General features: G+C 59.7%; 17 protein-coding genes and 1 tRNA gene. 10 read left to right on the top strand and 8 right to left on the bottom strand.

Annotated elements, in window-relative coordinates; all coding sequences use genetic code 11:
• From WH87_RS05275 to WH87_RS05260, 4 genes are all read right to left on the bottom strand, one after another.
• Entirely contained in the window at positions 1–288 is a 288-nt protein-coding gene (locus WH87_RS05275) for a PRC-barrel domain-containing protein (protein ID WP_046138190.1), read from the bottom strand.
• A gap of 110 nt (positions 289–398) precedes the next feature.
• Positions 399–803, bottom strand: coding sequence for a DUF2177 family protein (locus tag WH87_RS05270; RefSeq protein ID WP_342667169.1), 405 nt, complete (start codon positions 801–803; stop codon positions 399–401).
• A gap of 16 nt (positions 804–819) precedes the next feature.
• Positions 820–1473, bottom strand: a complete 654-nt coding sequence (locus WH87_RS05265) for a ChrR family anti-sigma-E factor (RefSeq protein WP_046138191.1) — start codon at positions 1471–1473, stop codon at positions 820–822.
• Positions 1470–2048, bottom strand: coding sequence for a sigma-70 family RNA polymerase sigma factor (locus WH87_RS05260; RefSeq protein WP_197410726.1), 579 nt, complete (start codon positions 2046–2048; stop codon positions 1470–1472). The genes WH87_RS05265 and WH87_RS05260 overlap by 4 nt, the downstream gene beginning before the upstream one ends.
• Before the next feature lie 234 nt (positions 2049–2282).
• Here WH87_RS05260 and WH87_RS05255 point away from each other — a divergent pair, with 234 nt between their 5' ends.
• Positions 2283–3641, top strand: a complete 1359-nt coding sequence (locus WH87_RS05255) for an NAD(P)/FAD-dependent oxidoreductase (protein ID WP_245622305.1) — start codon at positions 2283–2285, stop codon at positions 3639–3641.
• Positions 3638–4426 carry a DUF1365 domain-containing protein gene (locus WH87_RS05250; protein ID WP_046138192.1) on the top strand — a complete coding sequence of 263 codons (789 nt, stop codon included), beginning with the start codon at positions 3638–3640 and terminating at the stop codon, positions 4424–4426. Before WH87_RS05255 ends, WH87_RS05250 begins: the two co-directional genes overlap by 4 nt.
• On the opposite strand, the gene WH87_RS05245 is transcribed toward WH87_RS05250, so the two are convergent.
• The 3 genes from WH87_RS05245 to WH87_RS05235 all read right to left on the bottom strand — a co-directional run bounded on the left by WH87_RS05245 (position 4427) and on the right by WH87_RS05235 (position 6544).
• Positions 4427–5194: an SDR family NAD(P)-dependent oxidoreductase gene (locus WH87_RS05245; RefSeq protein WP_046138193.1), complete on the bottom strand. Its 768-nt coding sequence runs from the start codon at positions 5192–5194 to the stop codon at positions 4427–4429.
• A 173-nt stretch (positions 5195–5367) separates the two neighbouring features.
• A tRNA-Arg gene (locus WH87_RS05240) sits at positions 5368–5444 on the bottom strand.
• Positions 5445–5512: 68 nt separating this feature from the next.
• Positions 5513–6544, bottom strand: a complete 1032-nt coding sequence (locus WH87_RS05235) for a LacI family DNA-binding transcriptional regulator (protein ID WP_046138194.1) — start codon at positions 6542–6544, stop codon at positions 5513–5515.
• A gap of 221 nt (positions 6545–6765) precedes the next feature.
• On the opposite strand from WH87_RS05235, the gene WH87_RS05230 reads away from it, so the two are divergent.
• The 8 genes from WH87_RS05230 (at position 6766) to WH87_RS05195 (ending at position 15652) form a co-directional block, all read left to right on the top strand.
• The gene (locus WH87_RS05230) at positions 6766–8004 is read left to right on the top strand and encodes an ABC transporter substrate-binding protein (RefSeq protein WP_082092504.1); all 1239 of its coding nucleotides are present in this window, start codon (positions 6766–6768) and stop codon (positions 8002–8004) included.
• 109 nt (positions 8005–8113) lie between these two features.
• The gene (locus WH87_RS05225) at positions 8114–9064 is read left to right on the top strand and encodes a carbohydrate ABC transporter permease (protein ID WP_082092536.1); all 951 of its coding nucleotides are present in this window, start codon (positions 8114–8116) and stop codon (positions 9062–9064) included.
• A complete protein-coding gene (locus WH87_RS05220; RefSeq protein WP_046138195.1) occupies positions 9061–9978 on the top strand; it encodes a carbohydrate ABC transporter permease in 918 nt (305 codons plus the stop codon). Before WH87_RS05225 ends, WH87_RS05220 begins: the two co-directional genes overlap by 4 nt.
• A gap of 4 nt (positions 9979–9982) precedes the next feature.
• Positions 9983–11074, top strand: a complete 1092-nt coding sequence (locus tag WH87_RS05215) for an ABC transporter ATP-binding protein (RefSeq protein ID WP_046138196.1) — start codon at positions 9983–9985, stop codon at positions 11072–11074.
• A 180-nt stretch (positions 11075–11254) separates the two neighbouring features.
• Complete coding sequence (locus WH87_RS05210) at positions 11255–12004, top strand: sugar phosphate isomerase/epimerase family protein (RefSeq protein ID WP_046138197.1); 750 nt, start codon at positions 11255–11257, stop codon at positions 12002–12004.
• Between the two features lie 5 nt (positions 12005–12009).
• Entirely contained in the window at positions 12010–13149 is a 1140-nt protein-coding gene (locus WH87_RS05205; RefSeq protein ID WP_046138198.1) for a Gfo/Idh/MocA family protein, read from the top strand.
• Between the two features lie 160 nt (positions 13150–13309).
• Positions 13310–14365 carry a sugar phosphate isomerase/epimerase family protein gene (locus WH87_RS05200; RefSeq protein ID WP_046138199.1) on the top strand — a complete coding sequence of 352 codons (1056 nt, stop codon included), beginning with the start codon at positions 13310–13312 and terminating at the stop codon, positions 14363–14365.
• A 135-nt stretch (positions 14366–14500) separates the two neighbouring features.
• Complete coding sequence (locus tag WH87_RS05195) at positions 14501–15652, top strand: Gfo/Idh/MocA family protein (RefSeq protein ID WP_082092503.1); 1152 nt, start codon at positions 14501–14503, stop codon at positions 15650–15652.
• Positions 15653–15696: 44 nt separating this feature from the next.
• Here the strand turns inward: WH87_RS05195 and WH87_RS05190 are convergent, their stop codons facing one another.
• Positions 15697–16563 carry a TraB/GumN family protein gene (locus WH87_RS05190; RefSeq protein WP_046138201.1) on the bottom strand — a complete coding sequence of 289 codons (867 nt, stop codon included), beginning with the start codon at positions 16561–16563 and terminating at the stop codon, positions 15697–15699.
• Between the last annotated feature and the right edge of the window lie 40 nt (positions 16564–16603).

The following is a 16603-nucleotide window of genomic DNA, read 5'->3' as shown; positions in this document are numbered from 1 at the left end:
TTAGTCGCGATGCTCAGGCATGGCCTTGAGCTGATCTTTCGTCCAGCTCGTTACGGCGTGAACGTCGCCATGCTCATCCCGCATGAAGGAAAGGTCGCCCAGTGGCACCGAAACTGGCTTGGCGCCAATCCCTAGAAAACCACCAACGTCGATAACGACGGAACTGGTGCCGTGCACATGATCCACTTTGCCAACCTTGTGGTCGTCAGCGCCATAAATGGTCGCGCCCTCAAGAATGGCCGGGGTGAGTTCTGCCTGGGTGAGGCGAATGTGTGCGGTATGATCCATGATCAATCTCCTCTTGGTTGTAGAGGTCTAACCCTCGGGAGATCGATCCGTTCCAGTTCAAATTTCGGCCATCGGGCGCAACCTTTTCGGTAAAGCCTTGATACGGCTCCTTATGGAAACAGCCACTTGGTGCCGAAATATCCAGCTGTCGCGGAGAGAGCCGTGAGGCCCGTACCCCAGGCAAGATCGACGAGACTCATGCTGACGGACCAGTTCTTCAGTGTCGCCAGATTGGTGAAGTCGTAGGTGCCATAGGCCACAAGCCCGAGCACCGCGCCCGCGATCAGGGCGTAGGTCCAGTTATTCTGGGCAAGGGCAGGGGTGATGGCGAGGAAGACGACGCCGCCGACATAGACCAGATAGAAAACCCCGGCGACGGGCAGGTTGGGTTGTGCCAGCATCAGATCGCCCAGACGATCCTTGTAGAAAGTGCTGCCCATCGTGCTCAGCCAGATGAAGTCGAGGCCGAAAAAGACAATCGCGGTGAAGCCGTAGGCTGTGATGTAGGGCAGCATGGCGTTTCCTTTTGGCTTAAATGCCGAGGACAGGCTGAAGGGCGCGGACGATCCAGCTGCTGAACTTCAGCGGCGCGTCGGTGACGGCAAGGCAGATGCAATCGGCTTCCGGCGAGGCAATGGGCTGGTGCAGCACACTGCCGTCGGCGTCTTCGATATCTCCGGGGCCGAAGCTGCCTTCCTCGTCATGAAAGCTGCCGGACAACACGAGCGTCAGCTCCCGTCCACGATGGGTGTGCTCGGGTACTGGCTTGCCGGCAGGAATGCGTAGCAGACGGACCTGCGTTGTGGGATCGCCGGTTCGCAGGCGCATCTGTGACGCGCCCTTGCCGAGGTTGCGCCATTTGATGGCGTCGATGCCGCCGCCGATATAGTCGCGGAGGGGGCGGGGAATATCAGAGGCGATTGCAGCAGGGCGCGGCGCAACTTCAGGTGCCGTGGCGCCGCTGGCAATCCTTGTGCGCAGCTGGTCCCAGGCCAAGGCATCAACCTGCTCCGGGGTTATGGCATCGAGCAATTGTCCACCCACTGCCTCAGCCGTTTCGAGTCGGGCTCGGCAATGCGGACAAAGGGCCAGATGGGTTGCAACGGCAATGCTCCAGCCTTCGCTCAGCGCGCCCGAGGCATAGCTAACCAGCAGATCATCCTCGATGTGGTGGCGGATGGTCATGGGGCGTCTCCACTTGCCTCTAGGGCCAGTCGGAGCTTGGCAAAGGCCAGCCGCAGGCGCGATTTGACCGTGCCGAGCGGTATGTTGAGCCGTTCAGCGATGGTCGATTGGGAATTGTCCTCGAAATAGCAGAGGCGGAGCACTTCGGACTGCTCGGTAGACAGTGTTTCGATAGCGCGGCGCAGGCTTTTCGAAGTCTGTTGGGTTTGCATCCTGTCGTCAGCGGCGGGCTCGCTGGACGGCACAAAGGCCGGGTCATTCGGATCAAACTCGGGCCGGGTGGCGCGGCGATAGGCATCGATGCGCTGATTGCGCGCGATGGTGAAGATCCAGGTCGAAGCCGAGCCCTTGGTGGGATCATACAACGCCGCCTTGTTCCAGACCGCCACCATGGTTTCCTGCATGATCTCATCTGGCTGCAACGCCGAGGTTGCGCCGCGCGCCATGTAGGATTTGATGCGGGGGGCAAAGTGGCGAAACAGCGTTTGAAACGCCTCCATGTCCCGCGTGGTGCCAACGGCAACCAGCAGATCCGACAAGGGGTCCGTCGCGTCCATATCGTCGGGCGGCACCATTGGCTGGTTTCCAGGCTCCAATTGATTGATCCGAGACAAGCGCTGTCGCCAACCTCCAGCAAAGGGGCGTGATCGCGGCAACAGGGAATGATCTATTGTCAGTGTCATGGCAGGGTTACGCAATGGCATGACAGGTGGATCACTGCATGATCCCGCATTTTTTTCGCAATTCACCAAACCAATTGGCCACGCCTTGCGTAACTAGGGTGAGATACGCGTAAAAAGGAATGCCTGGTGCTGGTCGAATTCCCCCTGAAACACAGTGAACAACCCCGGCGCATTGCAGTGATCGGGTCCGGCATTGCCGGGCTTTCGGCTGCATGGCTGCTGGCAAAGCGCCACCACGTCACGCTTTTTGAAGCAGGTGACACCGCGGGTGGGCACTCCAACACTGTGATCGCGGAAACGCCGTTCGGGCCGACACCGGTCGATACCGGGTTCATCGTCTACAATGAGCGGAACTATCCCAATCTCGTTGCGCTCTTTGACCATCTGGGGGTCAAGACGCAGGCATCGGTGATGACCTTTGCGGCCTCGCTGGATGATGGGCAGTTCGAATATTGCGGGACGGGTATCAATGGCCTTTTGGGCCAGCGCGGCAATGTGGTGCGTCCACGCTTCTGGGCCATGCTGGGCGATCTGATCCGGTTTTACCGCTCCGCACCAACCCTTTTGGGGCGCACAGACCTTGGAACGATTACGTTGGGTGAGTACCTCGACCGGGAAGGCTATGCCGCCTCGTTCATTGAGGATCATCTGTTGCCCATGGGGGCAGCGATCTGGTCGACGACAGCACGCGAAATGCGGGATTATCCTTTGCTGGCCTTTGTGCGGTTTTTCACCAGCCACGGTCTCTTCTCGCTTGTTGGCCGGCCGAAATGGCGCACTGTGAGCGGAGGAAGCCGCCAATACGTCAACAAGATGCTTACCGAAATAGGCCCAGATATCCGGCTGGGTGCGAAGATTATGCGCGTCCGCCGTTTCGACGGAAAGGTCGAGGTGACGGACGCGAACGGGCAGCAGGGCATTTTTTCCGATGTGGTGATCGCCTCCCACGCCGATCAGGCATTGGCTATGTTGGGCGATGCCGACGCGGACGAGCAGGCTTTGCTCGGTGCGTTCTCCTACACCGACAATCTGGCGGTGCTGCACAGCGACACGCGGCTGATGCCCCAGCGCAAGCGCGTGTGGTCGAGCTGGAACTATATTGGTGACAGCCTCGAGGGGGAGAACACCCAGCTCTGCGTTACCTACTGGATGAACCGCCTTCAGGCGCTCGATCGGCGCGCCAATCTGTTCCTCACGCTCAATCCAACGCGTGAGGTGGCGGCCGACAAGGTGATGCAGCAATTCAACTACGCCCACCCCCTGTTCAACCAGCAAGCGCTCGATGCGCAGCAGCAGCTATGGCGATTGCAGGGGCGGCGGAATACCTGGTTCTGCGGTAGCTACTTTGGCCACGGCTTCCACGAAGATGCGCTGCAGTCTGGACTCGCGGCGGCAGAAGCCATTGGCGGTGTGCGCCGGCCCTGGCAGGTGGACAACGAGTCTGCCCGCATCGCGCTGGCGCCAGTTCTGGAAGCCGCAGAATGACACGGGCCTCCGCGCTTTATGCTGGCGACGTGGTGCATGTGCGCAAGCGCCCGCGCAAGCATAAGCTGCATTATCGTGTGTTCTCGCTACTGCTCGATCTCGATGAACTGCCCGAGATCAGCGCATCGAGCAAACTCTTCGGTTTCAATCGCGGTGCGGTGTTCAGCTTTTGGGAGAAGGACCACGGCGACAGTCAGCCCGGCGCACTTCGCATCTGGATCGAAGATCAACTGGCTGAAGCCGGTTTGGCGATGGAGCGGCCGCGCATTGCGGTGCTCTGCTATCCGCGCATCTTTGGCTATGTGTTCAATCCGCTAACCGTCTACTTCTGCTATGGGCGCGACGATGCGTTGGTGGCCATACTCTATGAGGTCTGCAACACTTTTGGTGAGCGGCGAACCTATGTGATCCCCGCCGTGGCTGGCATTGTGCCCGTGCGCCAGACCTGTGCGAAGGAGCTTTACGTCTCCCCCTTCGTGCCGATGGATTGCACCTACGATTTCAGTATTGATCCGCCGGGTGACACCGTTGCTGTCCGCATTGATGAGGCGGATGGCGATGGTCCGCTGCTGCGGGCAGTGTTTACCGGCAAGCATCAGCCCCTGACTGACGCAACCTTGCTGCGCGCCTTGCTGCGCTATCCTTTGATGACACTCAAGGTTACCGGAGCCATCCATTGGGAAGCGCTCAAGCTTTGGCTCAAGGGCGTGCCGCCAATCCGGCACCACGCTGCAAAGGCCCGGATTTCGAGCTCGATCGTCAAACCCAAGCAGCCTGCCGAGTGATCAGCGCCGGACCATCCGGCGCGTCACCGCAAATTTGAGCCAGTGGGGCACATTGCGCAGCGATTTGATCGCCAGTGTCATCTGCCATGGAAAGGCAATTTCAAAGCGCGTGGATTGGAGCCCGGTGACGATGTGTTCGATCGCATCGTCCACTTCGATCAGGAACGGCATCGGGAAGTCATTCTTGTCGGTCAGGGGCGTTTTGACAAAGCCGGGATTGATCAACTGCAGCTGCACGCCCTCCGCCTCGAGCTCGGGCTTCAGCGACTCGCACAGATTGATCAGCGCCGCCTTGGTTGCGCCATAGCCTGAGGCCCCGGGCAAGCCGACATAACCCGACACGGAGGCGACCACGGCAATGTGGCCGCCACGTCGCGCAATCATGGTGGGGATGACCGAGGATAGGCAATGTAGCGTGCCCATGATGTTGAGCTCGACCATGCTGGCGAATTTGCTGACATCGAAATTGGTGGCTGAAGTGCGGTGGTAGGTGCCCGCATTGAAGATCGCCAGATCGATCGTGCCCAGCTCTGCGGCGATAATGTTCGCCGTTTGGTTCACGGCGTCTGCGTCAGTGACATCAAGCGGGTAGGGGTGGACCTTGCCGGGCACCTCGGCGGCCAGCCCATCAAGATCGCTGCGCGTGCGGGCGCTGATGGCGATGGTCCAGCCTTCCTTTGCCATGCGGTGGGCGAGGGCGCGGCCAATGCCTGTTCCGGCGCCGGTGATCCAGGCGATGCCGGGTGAGCGAGTGGATTGATCGGTCATGGCGGGCTTTCGCGTTGGTGCTGACCTTCAAGATACGTGCAGCACCCGCAAAAGGTTCACTCGCGCCGATTCCCGAGCGCAGCGAAAGCCGAGCCCAAGTGAAATTGGGCGCACCTCGCCGCAATGCGGCGGCGTGTGGGGGCAGAAAAATACAATAAAAACAGATAGTTAAATGGCGATCCCGGCAGGACTCGAACCTGCGACCAACAGCTTAGAAGGCTGCTGCTCTATCCAGCTGAGCTACGGGACCCAACCAAGCGGTTCCGTTTAACCCATTTTGGCAAAAATGGAACGCCATTCTTGGTGTCAGGCTGTGGCTTACTGAACTCTGAGCGTGCTGGCGCGTTCGATTAGTTCGGAGCGCAGGGCGATTGTCTTGGCCTTGCTATCGTCCCGGTCGCCCTCGAGATAATCAATCAATGCCGCCGCAGCCATATGGCCAAGCTCCTCGCGCGGCTGGCGCATGGTGCTGAGGGGAGGGGCGAAATGGGACGCTATTTCGAGGTCGTCAAACCCGATTACCGAGATATCGCGCGGGCATTCGATTCCTGCCGCCCGAAGCCTTGAAACAAAGCCGATGGCGGATTCGTCGTTGATGGCAAAAATGGCGGTGGGACGGTCCTCAAGGCGCAGAAACTGCTCCGCTGCGCCAACGCCTTCATCCATGCGGAAGCCGCCGTCGAACAGCCATTCCGGGTGAAATTCGAGATCTGCGGACTTGATCGCGGCGGTGAAGCCGCTCAGCCGATGGTCGGCGATGATGTTGTTTTTTGGACCCTTGAGGTGCCCAATCCTGGTGTGCCCCAATTCGATCAGGTGGCGCGTGGCGCGTTCCGATGCCGTCTCGTTGTCGGTCACAACGGTGTGAAATTCAGAGTTCGGAATCGCCTCGCAGGCGATCACCAGCGGGACTGGCACATTGGCGGCGGTGATCTCCCGCAACTGCTTGATGTCGATCGTGCCATCCAGCAGCACCAGGCCATCAGCGCGGTGGGACAGAAAGTATTGCTGCAGCCGTTTGACCGGCTCCTCGCCAATCAGAAGGTTCGCGATCAACACGCCATAACCTCTTATGGCGGCTTCTCTTTCGATTGCGTCGAGGATTTCGGAGAAGAACGAATTGCGGATATCGGGGATGGCGACGAGGATCGTGTTGGATGTCCGCTGCCGCAGGGAGCGCGCAGTTTGGTTCAGCGTGTAGCCCGTGAGCTGAACAGCCTCCGAAATTCTTGCGCGTGTCTCTTCGCTGACGCGCTCCGGACGCGACAATGCTCTGCTGACAGTGGCTGTGGATACCCGAGCAAATCGCGCAACGTCTTGAATTGTCGGTGGTTTTCGGCGCTGATCCATATGCGCAGCCCCTCCATCCGCAGCCGCACTAACCCCGGTCTAAATCGATCTTGACAGGTGCGCAAGACGTGTATGAAAGTAATGCAATCGATTGCAGAGGTTTCCGGAGGGAGCAATGTAATCGATTGCATGCGGCCGGCCAGGGATGTCTCACAAGAAGACAACCTGCGGCTGGCGGCTTCGGGGCGCATCGCTCCAAGTGATCGTTGGGAGGACAATCTATGAAGAAGTTTGCAGTGGTCGCCGCTATGGCAACCGCTTTCCTCGGCACCACGGCTGTACATGCTGCGGATGTCGAAGTTATCCACTGGTGGACCTCTGGCGGCGAACAGGCTGCCGTGTCGGTTTTCGCCGATGAGTTCGACAAGCTCGGCGCTGACAAGTGGGTTGATACCGCTATCGCGCTTGGTGAAAACGCCCGTGCTGCCACCATGCAGCGCGTGCTGGGTGGCAACCCACCAGGTGCCGCACAGTTCAACCCAGGCCGTCAGTATGAAGAACTGATCGCTGCTGGCCTGCTGCTTGACCTGACCCCGCTGGCTGAAGCCGAAGGTTGGGACAAGATCGTCCGTCCAGACGTTATCGCTGCGCCTTGCCATATCGATGGCAAGTGGTGGTGCGTGCCCGTCAATATCCACTCCGAAGCCTGGATGTGGGCATCGGTTCCAGCCTTCAAGAAGGCCGGCGTCGATCTGCCAACCAGCGTCAATGACTTTGTGGCCAAGGCTCCAAAGCTTAAGGAAGCTGGCTTGATCCCTTACGCACAGGGTGGCGAAAGCTGGCAGCTGAACGCTGCTTTCGGCGGCATCACCATTGCCGGTCTCGGCATTGAAAAGCGCGACGAACTGCTGCGCGACCACAACCAGGAAGTTGCTAACTCTCCTGAATTCACCCAGGTCTTCCAGACTTTCCGTGATCTCAAGAGCTTCAGCGATCCAGGCTCGCCTGGCCGTAACTGGAACGACACCACCAATCTCGTGCTGACTGACCAGGCCGGCGTGCAGATCATGGGTGACTGGGCTCGCGGTGAATTCGGCGTTGCTGGCAAAAAGCCAGGCGTGGACTATGCTTGCCTTCCGCTCGACAGCAAGAAGCCTTTCGTGACCACCGGTGGCGATATCTTCGTGTTCTTCAAGCAGGCCGACCCAGAAGTTGAAGCAGCGCAGCTCAAGCTCGCTTCGATGATGATCAGCCCACGCGTGCAGGCTCTGTTCAACATCGCCAAGGGCTCCATGCCCGTCCGTGACGACGTTGATATGTCCCTCGCTGACGAGTGCATGAAGCTCGGCCTTGAAATCCTCAAGGACCCCGCAAACGTCGTGACCAGCGCCAACAACTGGATCTCGAACGACACCAATGGCCAGCTGCAGGATCTGATCGCAGAATTCTGGGCCAATGACGACATGCCAATCGCAGACGCTCAGAAGCGTTATGCCGAAATCCTGGCCACGGCCGACTAAGGACGTGACGGATCGGGCGGGGCGCCCAGCGCGCCGCCCGATCTCTTCTGCCATTGATGCCGAGGCGGGCAGCGCCTGTGGTCTGGCAGCCAAAGACAAGGAAATCGTCATGACTGAAGTTGCTTCAGCAAATCCAACGGCCAGTATTCAGGCCGACGGCCGTGCGAAGCGAGGGCGCTTGCGCTTGTCTACGGTAATGTCGGTGGTCGGTACGACCCCGATGATCGTGACAGCCATCGGCGTTTTCGTGATCTGCATCATCTATTCGTTTCTGCTTTCATTCACCAACTCCAAGCTGTTTCCAGCTTTCGATTTCATCGGCACCGACCAGTATGCGCGGCTCTGGGCCACACCACGCTGGCTGGTTTCGGCGAACAATCTCTGGATTTTCGGTCTGCTCTCGATCGGCGCGAACATGGTGGTCGGCTATCTGCTGGCCGTATTCATGGATCAGCGCATCCGGCAGGAAGACCTGTTCCGCTCGATTTTCCTTTATCCATTCGCCATGTCGCTGGTCATCACCGGCCTCGTCTGGCGCTGGATTCTCGATCCAAACTACGGCCTGCAGGCAACCGTGCAGGGCTGGGGCTTCACTGATTTCCAGTTCGCCCCGCTGGTCGATTCCAACACTGCCATTTACGGCCTCGTCGTTGCCGGTATCTGGAATGGCGTTGGCGTGACCATGGCCATCATGCTCGCAGGTCTGCGCGGCGTTGACGGCGAAATCTGGAAAGCTGCCAAGATCGACGGCATTCCGACCTGGAAGACCTATCTCCAGATCGTGCTGCCGATGATGCGTGGCGCAATTCTTACGGCCTTCATCCTGCAATGCGTTGGCGTTGTGCGCGTGTTCGATCTTGTGGTCGCAATGACCCAGGGCGGCCCCGGCATTGCAACGCAGATGCCAGCAATCTTCGTCATCCAGCACATCACCGATCGCGCCAATGTGGGTCTCGGCATGGCTGCGGCAACCATGATGCTGCTCCCCGTGGTCGTTCTGCTCAGCTTGCAGCAGTTCATCCAGTGGCGTGCGAACAAGAAGCGGATGAACGCGCTATGACAACCGAAGCTCTCTCCGCCTCGTCCTCTCGCCTGCTCGAGGGACCACACGGCGCCAAGCCGAAAAAGCTGACCATCAGCCGCATTGGCGTCTATGCCTTCCTCGTGCTTGCCGCCCTGTTTTTCCTGATGCCGCTTTGGGTGATGGTCGTGACCTCGCTCAAGGGCATGCCCGAAATCCAGATGCGTAACCTGTTCGCCTGGCCATCCGAGCTCACCTTTGAGCCCTGGATCAAGGCCTGGGACACGGCCTGTACCGGCCGCGACTGTAATGGCCTCAAGCCCGGGTTCTGGAACTCGGTCAAAATCACCGCTGTCGGCACGGTCTTCTCGATCGTAATCGCCGCGATGAATGGCTATGCGCTGTCGTTCTGGCGTTACAAGGGTGCCAACATCCTGTTCGGCCTGCTGCTGTTCGGTGCGTTCGTGCCCTACCAGGTGGTGATCTATCCACTCATCCTGGCTTTCCGTCAGGTGGGCCTGTTCGGGACGTTCCCCGCCATCATCATCGTGCACACCATCTTCGGTATGCCGATCCTGACGCTGCTGTTCCGCAACTTCTTCGTCAGTCTACCGCCTGAACTGTTCAAGGCAGCGCGCGTGGACGGGGCAGGGTTCTGGCAGATCTTCTTCCAGATCATGCTGCCGATGTCGGTGCCAATCGCCATTGTTGCGGTCATTCTGCAGGTGACGGGTATCTGGAACGACTTCCTGTTCGGCACGGTTTTCGCCGGTCGCGAGAACATGCCGATGACGGTTCAGCTCAACAACATCGTTCAGACGACAACCGGCGTGCGCGAATACAACGTGCACATGGCAGCCACCATTCTGACTGCTGCCGTGCCGCTGGCTGTCTATTTCATCTCGGGTAAATGGTTCGTCCGCGGCATCGCCGCCGGTGCGGTGAAGGGTTAAACAGATGCAACACAGTGTTTCCATCCGGGATCTGTCGCTCAACTTCGGCAATGTGAAGGTCCTCCAGCATCTCGACCTGGATATCGCGCAGGGTGAGTTCATCGTTCTGCTCGGGCCATCCGGGTGCGGCAAGTCTACCCTGCTCAACTGCATCGCCGGCCTGCTGGATGTGTCCGAAGGGCAGATCTTCATCGGCGGCAAGAACGTCACCTGGGAAGAGCCCAAGGACCGTGGCATCGGAATGGTGTTCCAGTCTTATGCGCTCTATCCGCAGATGACCGTGGAGCGGAACCTCTCCTTTGGCCTGCGCGTCGCAGGCATGAAGAAGGACGAGATCGACAAGCGCGTTCAGCGCGCCTCTGAAATCCTTCAGATCGGCCCGCTGCTGCAGCGCAAGCCGGTCGAGCTTTCGGGCGGTCAGCGCCAGCGCGTCGCCATCGGCCGCGCTCTGGTGCGTGACGTGGACGTGTTCCTGTTCGACGAGCCGCTGTCCAACCTCGATGCCAAGCTCCGTTCGGACCTGCGCGTCGAGATCAAGCGGCTGCATCAGCGCCTCAAGAACACGATGATCTACGTGACCCACGATCAGATCGAGGCTCTGACGCTGGCTGATCGTATCGCCATCATGAAGAACGGCGTGATCCAGCAGCTGAGCGATCCGCACACGATCTACAATAAGCCCGTGAACCTCTATGTGGCTGGCTTCATCGGCTCTCCGTCGATGAACTTCCTGCAGGGCCAGCTCCATGGTGGCGCGCAGCCGACCTTTGTGGCCGACGATGGCACCTCCATCACCACGGGCAAGTATGACTTCGCCGTCGCACCTGCCGGGGTCACCAAGGCTGTCCTGGGCGTTCGTCCCGAGCACATCGTCATCGGCGAAGCGGCGCGCAGCATGCCGTTCTCGGCTGAAGTGGAAATCGAGATTGTCGAGCCCATGGGCTCCGATACGCTCGCATGGACGAAGATTGCCGGCCACCAGGTTACGTTCCGCGCGGACAGCGATGTCCACCTCGAGGTGGGGCAGAAACTGCTCGTTGGTTTCGATCCGGCCCGTGGCTCCATCTTCAATTCGGAGACGACCAACCGTCTCTGATCGTATCGCCTGAGTGGTGGCGCCTTCTGGCGCCCCACATCGCTCCTAAACCCATGCCGATATTACTTTTGCGGTAGTCAGTATGTCCCAGCGGAGCGACTCCTCCCCCAATCACCGCTACATCTTTCCCCGCCCAGATTGCGCGGGGAGCGCAATTCAAACGATATAAGAGAGGCCACAATGACCGAATTGTCTTTTCAGCTGTACAGCGCGCGGAACGTCCCGTCGCTTGAAGATTTCCTGACCACTCTTGGGGGCCTTGGTTACAAGCAGGTCGAAGGTTATGGCGGTCTCTATGCCGATGCCGCAGGTCTGGCAGCGAGCCTCAAGAAGAATGGCCTCACCATGCCAACGGGCCATTTCAGCCCGGATCAGGTCAAGGACGTGTCGACCACGCTGAAGACCGCAGAAACCCTCGGCATCAAGCGCATCTATTGCCCGCATATCGGCGCAGAGGGCCGCAGCGAAGACGAGTCCAAGTGGCTTGAACTGGCCGAAATGCTGGCAACGGCCGGCGAAGCCTATTCCAAGGAAGGCTATGGCTTCGGCTGGCACAACCACGATTTCGAATTTGTGCCCACCACCTCTGGCCGTACCCCGATGGAAATCATCCTCGAAACCGCTCCCAAGATCGAATGGGAAGCTGACGTTGCGTGGATCGTACGCGGCAAGGCCGACCCGATCGCCTGGTTCGACAAATATGGCGACCGCATCACCGCCGTTCACGTCAAGGACATCGCGCCAGCTGGCGAAGCGCAGGACGAAGATGGCTGGGCAGACGTTGGCCATGGCGTGTTGAACTGGGATGACCTGATCACGAAGGTGCAGGCCAAGACCAAGGCTCAGTACTTCGTTGCCGAGCACGACAAGCCATCCGACGAAGTGCGTTTCGCGACGCGCTCGATCGCTACCGCCAAGAAGTGGAAGTAATCTAAATGGCCAAGACCTTTGGCGTCGGCATCATGGGTGCCGGCAATATCTCTGCCGCCTATCTCAAGCTCGCGCCGCTCTTCAAGGGCCTTGAAGTGCGCGCTGTTGCCGACATCGTTCCCGCCGCCGCGCAGAAGCGCGCCGACGAGTTCAATGTGAAGGCGCAGACGCCCGATGAGCTGCTCAAGAACAGCGAAATCGACATCATCGTGAACCTGACGATCCCATCGACCCACTACTCGGTGTCGATGGATATCGTCTCGGCCGGCAAGCATGCCTATTCCGAAAAGCCATTCGTGCTGTCGCTGGAAGAGGGCAAGTCGCTCAAAAAGGCCGCTGACGAGCGCAATCTGAAGGTCGGTTCGGCTCCGGACACCTTCCTGGGCGGTGCGCATCAGCAGGCCCGTCAGATCATCGATAGCGGCCAGATCGGCAAGATCATGAGCGGCACCACTCACGTCATGAGCCGTGGCATGGAGCATTGGCATCCAAATCCGGACTTCTTCTTCCAGCCCGGCGCCGGCCCGATCCTCGATCTTGGCCCATACTATGTCACCGACCTGATCCACCTGCTGGGCCCGGTCAAGCGTTTGTCCGCGTTCACCAACATGGCGCGTACCGAGCGCGAAGTGACCGCGGAAGGTCCGTTCAAGGGCACTTTCGTCAAGGTTGGCACCCCAACCACCATTCACGGTGTTCTCGAGTTCCACTCTGGTGCAATCATCACCATGGGCGCAAGCTGGGACGTGGCGGCACATAACCACCACAACATCGAGCTCTACGGCACCGATGGCTCGATCTTCGTTCCAGATCCAAACTTCTTTGGCGGCGAACTGGTTACGGCCAATGTCGCTGGCGAACGCGAGACGGTCACGCCATGGGCACACCCATTCGGCAAGGCCAACCAGGATCTGGACTCGGCCAATCCACGCGCCAACTACCGCACGGCGGGCCTCGCCGACATGATCGCTTCGATCGACGGCGGCTACAACGCACGCTGCGGACTCGACGTCGCTCTGCATGCGGTCGACGTCATGACTAGCCTGCTCAAGGCGGGCGAAACCGGCGAAGTGATCACGCTGTCGACCACCTGCGAGCGTCCGCTGGCTCTGAGCCCGGCAGAGGCACAGGCATTGCTGAAGTAATGAGGGGCGTACCTCATTGACAGGCGGTTGCCGTCGGTCAAGATTGTAACCAAGGTTGCCAGGCAGGCGGCGGTCACCCCGCCGCCTGCTTTTTCCCGGACCGTTCAAGGCCAGTGGCGACAACTATTGGAGCGCAACGCGCTCAGCAGAGGAGATAGATATGCGCACCATCAAGGGGCCAGCGATTTTTCTGGCGCAGTTTGCCGGCGACAAGGCACCGTTCAATTCCTTTGACGCCATTTGCGGCTGGGCCGCCAATTATGGCTACAAGGGCGTGCAGATCCCAACTTGGGTGACCAGCCTGATCGACTTGGAAAAGGCAGCAACATCAAAGACTTATGCTGATGAGTTGACCGGCACCGCCGCCAAGCACGGCCTTGAGATCACCGAGCTGTCGACCCACCTGCAGGGCCAGCTGGTTGCAGCGCATCCTGTCTATGACACCATGCTCGACGGCTTCGCGCCGCCAGCCGTGCACAACAACCCCAAGGCGCGTCAGGAATGGGCTGTTCAGCAGCTGCATTGGGCCGCCAAGGCATCCAAAAACCTCGGCCTCACCGAACACGCCACCTTCTCGGGCGCGCTGGCTTGGCCATTCCTTTATCCATTCCCACAGCGTCCAGCTGGTCTTGTTGAAGAGGCCTTCGATGAACTCGCCCGTCGCTGGACCCCGATCCTCAACGCGTTTGACGAAAACGGCGTCGATGTCGGCTACGAACTGCACCCCGGCGAAGACCTGTTCGATGGCGTGACCTTCGAGATGTTCCTTGACCGCGTGAAGAACCATCCGCGCGCCAACATTCTCTACGATCCAAGCCACATGGTGCTGCAGCAGCTCGATTATCTCGATTTCATCGACATCTATCACGAGCGCATCAAGCTGTTCCACGTCAAGGACGCCGAGTTCAACCCAACTGGTCGCCAGGGCGTTTACTCGGGCTACCAGAGCTGGATTAACCGGGCAGGGCGCTTCCGTTCGCTCGGCGACGGTCAGGTCGATTTCGCGTCGATCTTCTCCAAGATGGCGCAGTATGACTTCGCCGGCTGGGCGGTTCTCGAATGGGAATGCGCGATCAAGCATCCCGAAGATGGTGCGCGCGAAGGTGCCGAGTTCATTAGGAACCACATCATCCACGTCACCGAGCACGCCTTCGACGACTTTGCGTCGGCCGGCACGGATCTTGCTGCCAACCGCAAGATCCTGGGCCTGAGCTAGCACTCAGCCGCGCCCTCGTCCTTCGACAAGCTCAGGATGAGGGCACTTTGAAAATTCAGTAGACCTCATGGTGAGCTTGTCGAACCACGAGGTCGTGGCATAACGGCGCCACCTATGGGAGCAGGGAGACAGAATATGGCTGAAAACGGCGCAAAGCGCATTCGTCTGGGTATGGTCGGCGGCGGCACCGGAGCCTTTATCGGCTATGTGCACCGCGTCGCGGCCCGCATTGACGGTGACTATGATCTGGTGGCCGGCGCCCTGTCGTCGCGTCCCGACGTGGCTCTGGAATCGGGCCGCAATCTCGGCCTCGCCGAAGACCGCATCTATACCTCCTACGAGGAAATGGCCCGCGCGGAAGCGGCGCGTCCTGATGGCATTCAGGCCGTCTCGATCGTTACGCCAAACCATATGCACTATGGCCCGGCCAAAGCCTTCCTTGAGGCTGGCATCAACGTCATCTGCGACAAGCCGATCACCTCGACCATCGAAGATGCGCGTAAGCTGGCGGCGATCAAGCCAAAGAACGGCGCCAAATTCCTGCTGACGCACAACTACACCGGCTTCCCACTGATCCGTCAGGCCAAGGAACTGGTCGAGTCGGGCGCGCTCGGCAAAATCCGCGTTGTTCAGGTCGAATATCCGCAGGATTGGCTGGCTGTTGAGGCTGATGCCGACAACAAGCAAGCCTCCTGGCGCACCGACCCGGCGCGCTCGGGCGCAGGCGGTGCCATCGGCGATATCGGCACCCACGCCTACAACCTTGCTCGTTTCGTCACCGGCCTCAAGACCGATTCCGTCTCGGCTGATCTGACCAGCTTCGTGCCGGGTCGTCAGCTCGACGATAACGTCAATATCCTGCTGCGCTTCGAGGGTGGTGCCAAGGGCATGCTCTGGGCCAGCCAGGTAGCAGTCGGCTGCGAGAATGGCCTGCAGCTGCGCGTCTATGGTGAGAAGGGCGGCATTGAATGGCGCCAGGACAACCCGAACTACATGTGGTTCACCGAGTTCGGTAAGCCAAAGCAGTTGCTGACCCGCGGCGGCGCCATCTCTGGCAATGCTGCGTCGACCATGAATGTGCGTATTCCTTCGGGCCACCCCGAGGGGTATCTGGAAGCGTTCGCAACGCTTTACAGCCAGTTCGCCGAAGTCATTCGTGGCAATGGGGCAGCCTATGAAGGCCTGCTGCCAACGCTCGAAGATGGCGTCGAGGGTATGCAGTTCATCGTCGCTTCAGTGCAGTCGAGCCAGAACGACGGCAAATGGACCAAGCTCAGCGAGGTCTGATCCCTCACTGCCTGCTTTTGAAGGCGCCGCTCAGCGGCGCCTTTTTATTGCACGCGGGTAACCGTGTAGCCTTGCTCTTCAAGCAGCCCCAGCACGTTGTGTGGGCCCACCAGGTGGGCAGCCCCGACAATCACCAGCGCCTGTTCGTTGTCGGCCAGCATGGCCTCTAGCGGGGCGATCCAGTTGCGGTTGCGTGCGTAGAGCAGGCGGTCGAAATAGGCCTCCTCATGGCCCCCCATTTCCACTTCGAACAGTTTGACGAGCCGTTCCGGCGAGCCGGTTGACCAGCCGCGCAGCATCTTCTGGAGCATCTTGGGCAGCAGGTCGACCTGCTCCAGCGTCACGTCAAGCATTGCGAGCTGTTCCGCGTCACTGCCGGTCGACAGCACTGCAAGTTGCTCATCACCCGTTTCGAGATATCCAACGCGTTCTGGCGGCAGCTCGGGCTGCACGACAAACTCGACGCCCTGTGCGCTCATGCCCAGTTCGGTCATCGCTGCCACCGAGATGGTGTTGACCGCCAGCCATGGCTTCATCGCCAGGATACTGCCCATGGGGATTCCGGTGGACGCCATGAACGCGCGGACACGCTGCTCCTGCGCATCGCTCAACAGGTCGGTGAGCAGAGTGCCGTCGGTGTAAATGCCGGTGGCGAAAGCCTTGGCGCCGATTTCCGCCTGCGCGGCGGGGCTCACATCGGCCTCGAATACCACCTTATCCGCCTTGGCCAAAGTCGCATCGAACAGCGGCGTGCGCCATTCAAAGCCATCGGGCAGCACGTGGACCGAGCCAAACAGCCAGATCTTGCTGTCCCCGTCGCTGACCTCCCACATGGCCGGTGCGGCAAGCGCAGGCGCGGCAAAGGACATCAGAGCCAAAAGCGGCGCGGACAAGCGGGCAAGTTTGGTCATACGGTTCTCCAATCGGCCTCAGAATGCCACTGATGCCTGT

The sequence above is a fragment of the Devosia epidermidihirudinis genome (assembly GCF_000971295.1).
Taxonomy (GTDB): domain Bacteria; phylum Pseudomonadota; class Alphaproteobacteria; order Rhizobiales; family Devosiaceae; genus Devosia; species Devosia epidermidihirudinis.
This window is presented reverse-complemented; position numbering and strand designations above follow the sequence as displayed.

Excerpts from the sequence above, each read along its gene's own strand:
- WH87_RS05215 (WP_046138196.1), top strand. The coding sequence starts at position 9,983 with ATGCAACACAGTGTTTCCATCCGGGATCTGTCGCTCAACTTCGGCAAT.
- WH87_RS05210 (WP_046138197.1), top strand. The coding sequence starts at position 11,255 with ATGACCGAATTGTCTTTTCAGCTGTACAGCGCGCGGAACGTCCCGTCG.
- WH87_RS05250 (WP_046138192.1), top strand. The coding sequence starts at position 3,638 with ATGACACGGGCCTCCGCGCTTTATGCTGGCGACGTGGTGCATGTGCGC.
- WH87_RS05200 (WP_046138199.1), top strand. The coding sequence starts at position 13,310 with ATGCGCACCATCAAGGGGCCAGCGATTTTTCTGGCGCAGTTTGCCGGC.
- WH87_RS05195 (WP_082092503.1), top strand. The coding sequence starts at position 14,501 with ATGGCTGAAAACGGCGCAAAGCGCATTCGTCTGGGTATGGTCGGCGGC.
- WH87_RS05245 (WP_046138193.1), bottom strand. The coding sequence starts at position 5,194 with ATGACCGATCAATCCACTCGCTCACCCGGCATCGCCTGGATCACCGGC.
- WH87_RS05225 (WP_082092536.1), top strand. The coding sequence starts at position 8,114 with ATGACTGAAGTTGCTTCAGCAAATCCAACGGCCAGTATTCAGGCCGAC.
- WH87_RS05220 (WP_046138195.1), top strand. The coding sequence starts at position 9,061 with ATGACAACCGAAGCTCTCTCCGCCTCGTCCTCTCGCCTGCTCGAGGGA.
- WH87_RS05260 (WP_197410726.1), bottom strand. The coding sequence starts at position 2,048 with ATGGTGCCGCCCGACGATATGGACGCGACGGACCCCTTGTCGGATCTG.
- WH87_RS05270 (WP_342667169.1), bottom strand. The coding sequence starts at position 803 with ATGCTGCCCTACATCACAGCCTACGGCTTCACCGCGATTGTCTTTTTC.
- WH87_RS05275 (WP_046138190.1), bottom strand. The coding sequence starts at position 288 with ATGGATCATACCGCACACATTCGCCTCACCCAGGCAGAACTCACCCCG.
- WH87_RS05230 (WP_082092504.1), top strand. The coding sequence starts at position 6,766 with ATGAAGAAGTTTGCAGTGGTCGCCGCTATGGCAACCGCTTTCCTCGGC.
- WH87_RS05205 (WP_046138198.1), top strand. The coding sequence starts at position 12,010 with ATGGCCAAGACCTTTGGCGTCGGCATCATGGGTGCCGGCAATATCTCT.
- WH87_RS05235 (WP_046138194.1), bottom strand. The coding sequence starts at position 6,544 with ATGGATCAGCGCCGAAAACCACCGACAATTCAAGACGTTGCGCGATTT.
- WH87_RS05265 (WP_046138191.1), bottom strand. The coding sequence starts at position 1,473 with ATGACCATCCGCCACCACATCGAGGATGATCTGCTGGTTAGCTATGCC.
- WH87_RS05190 (WP_046138201.1), bottom strand. The coding sequence starts at position 16,563 with ATGACCAAACTTGCCCGCTTGTCCGCGCCGCTTTTGGCTCTGATGTCC.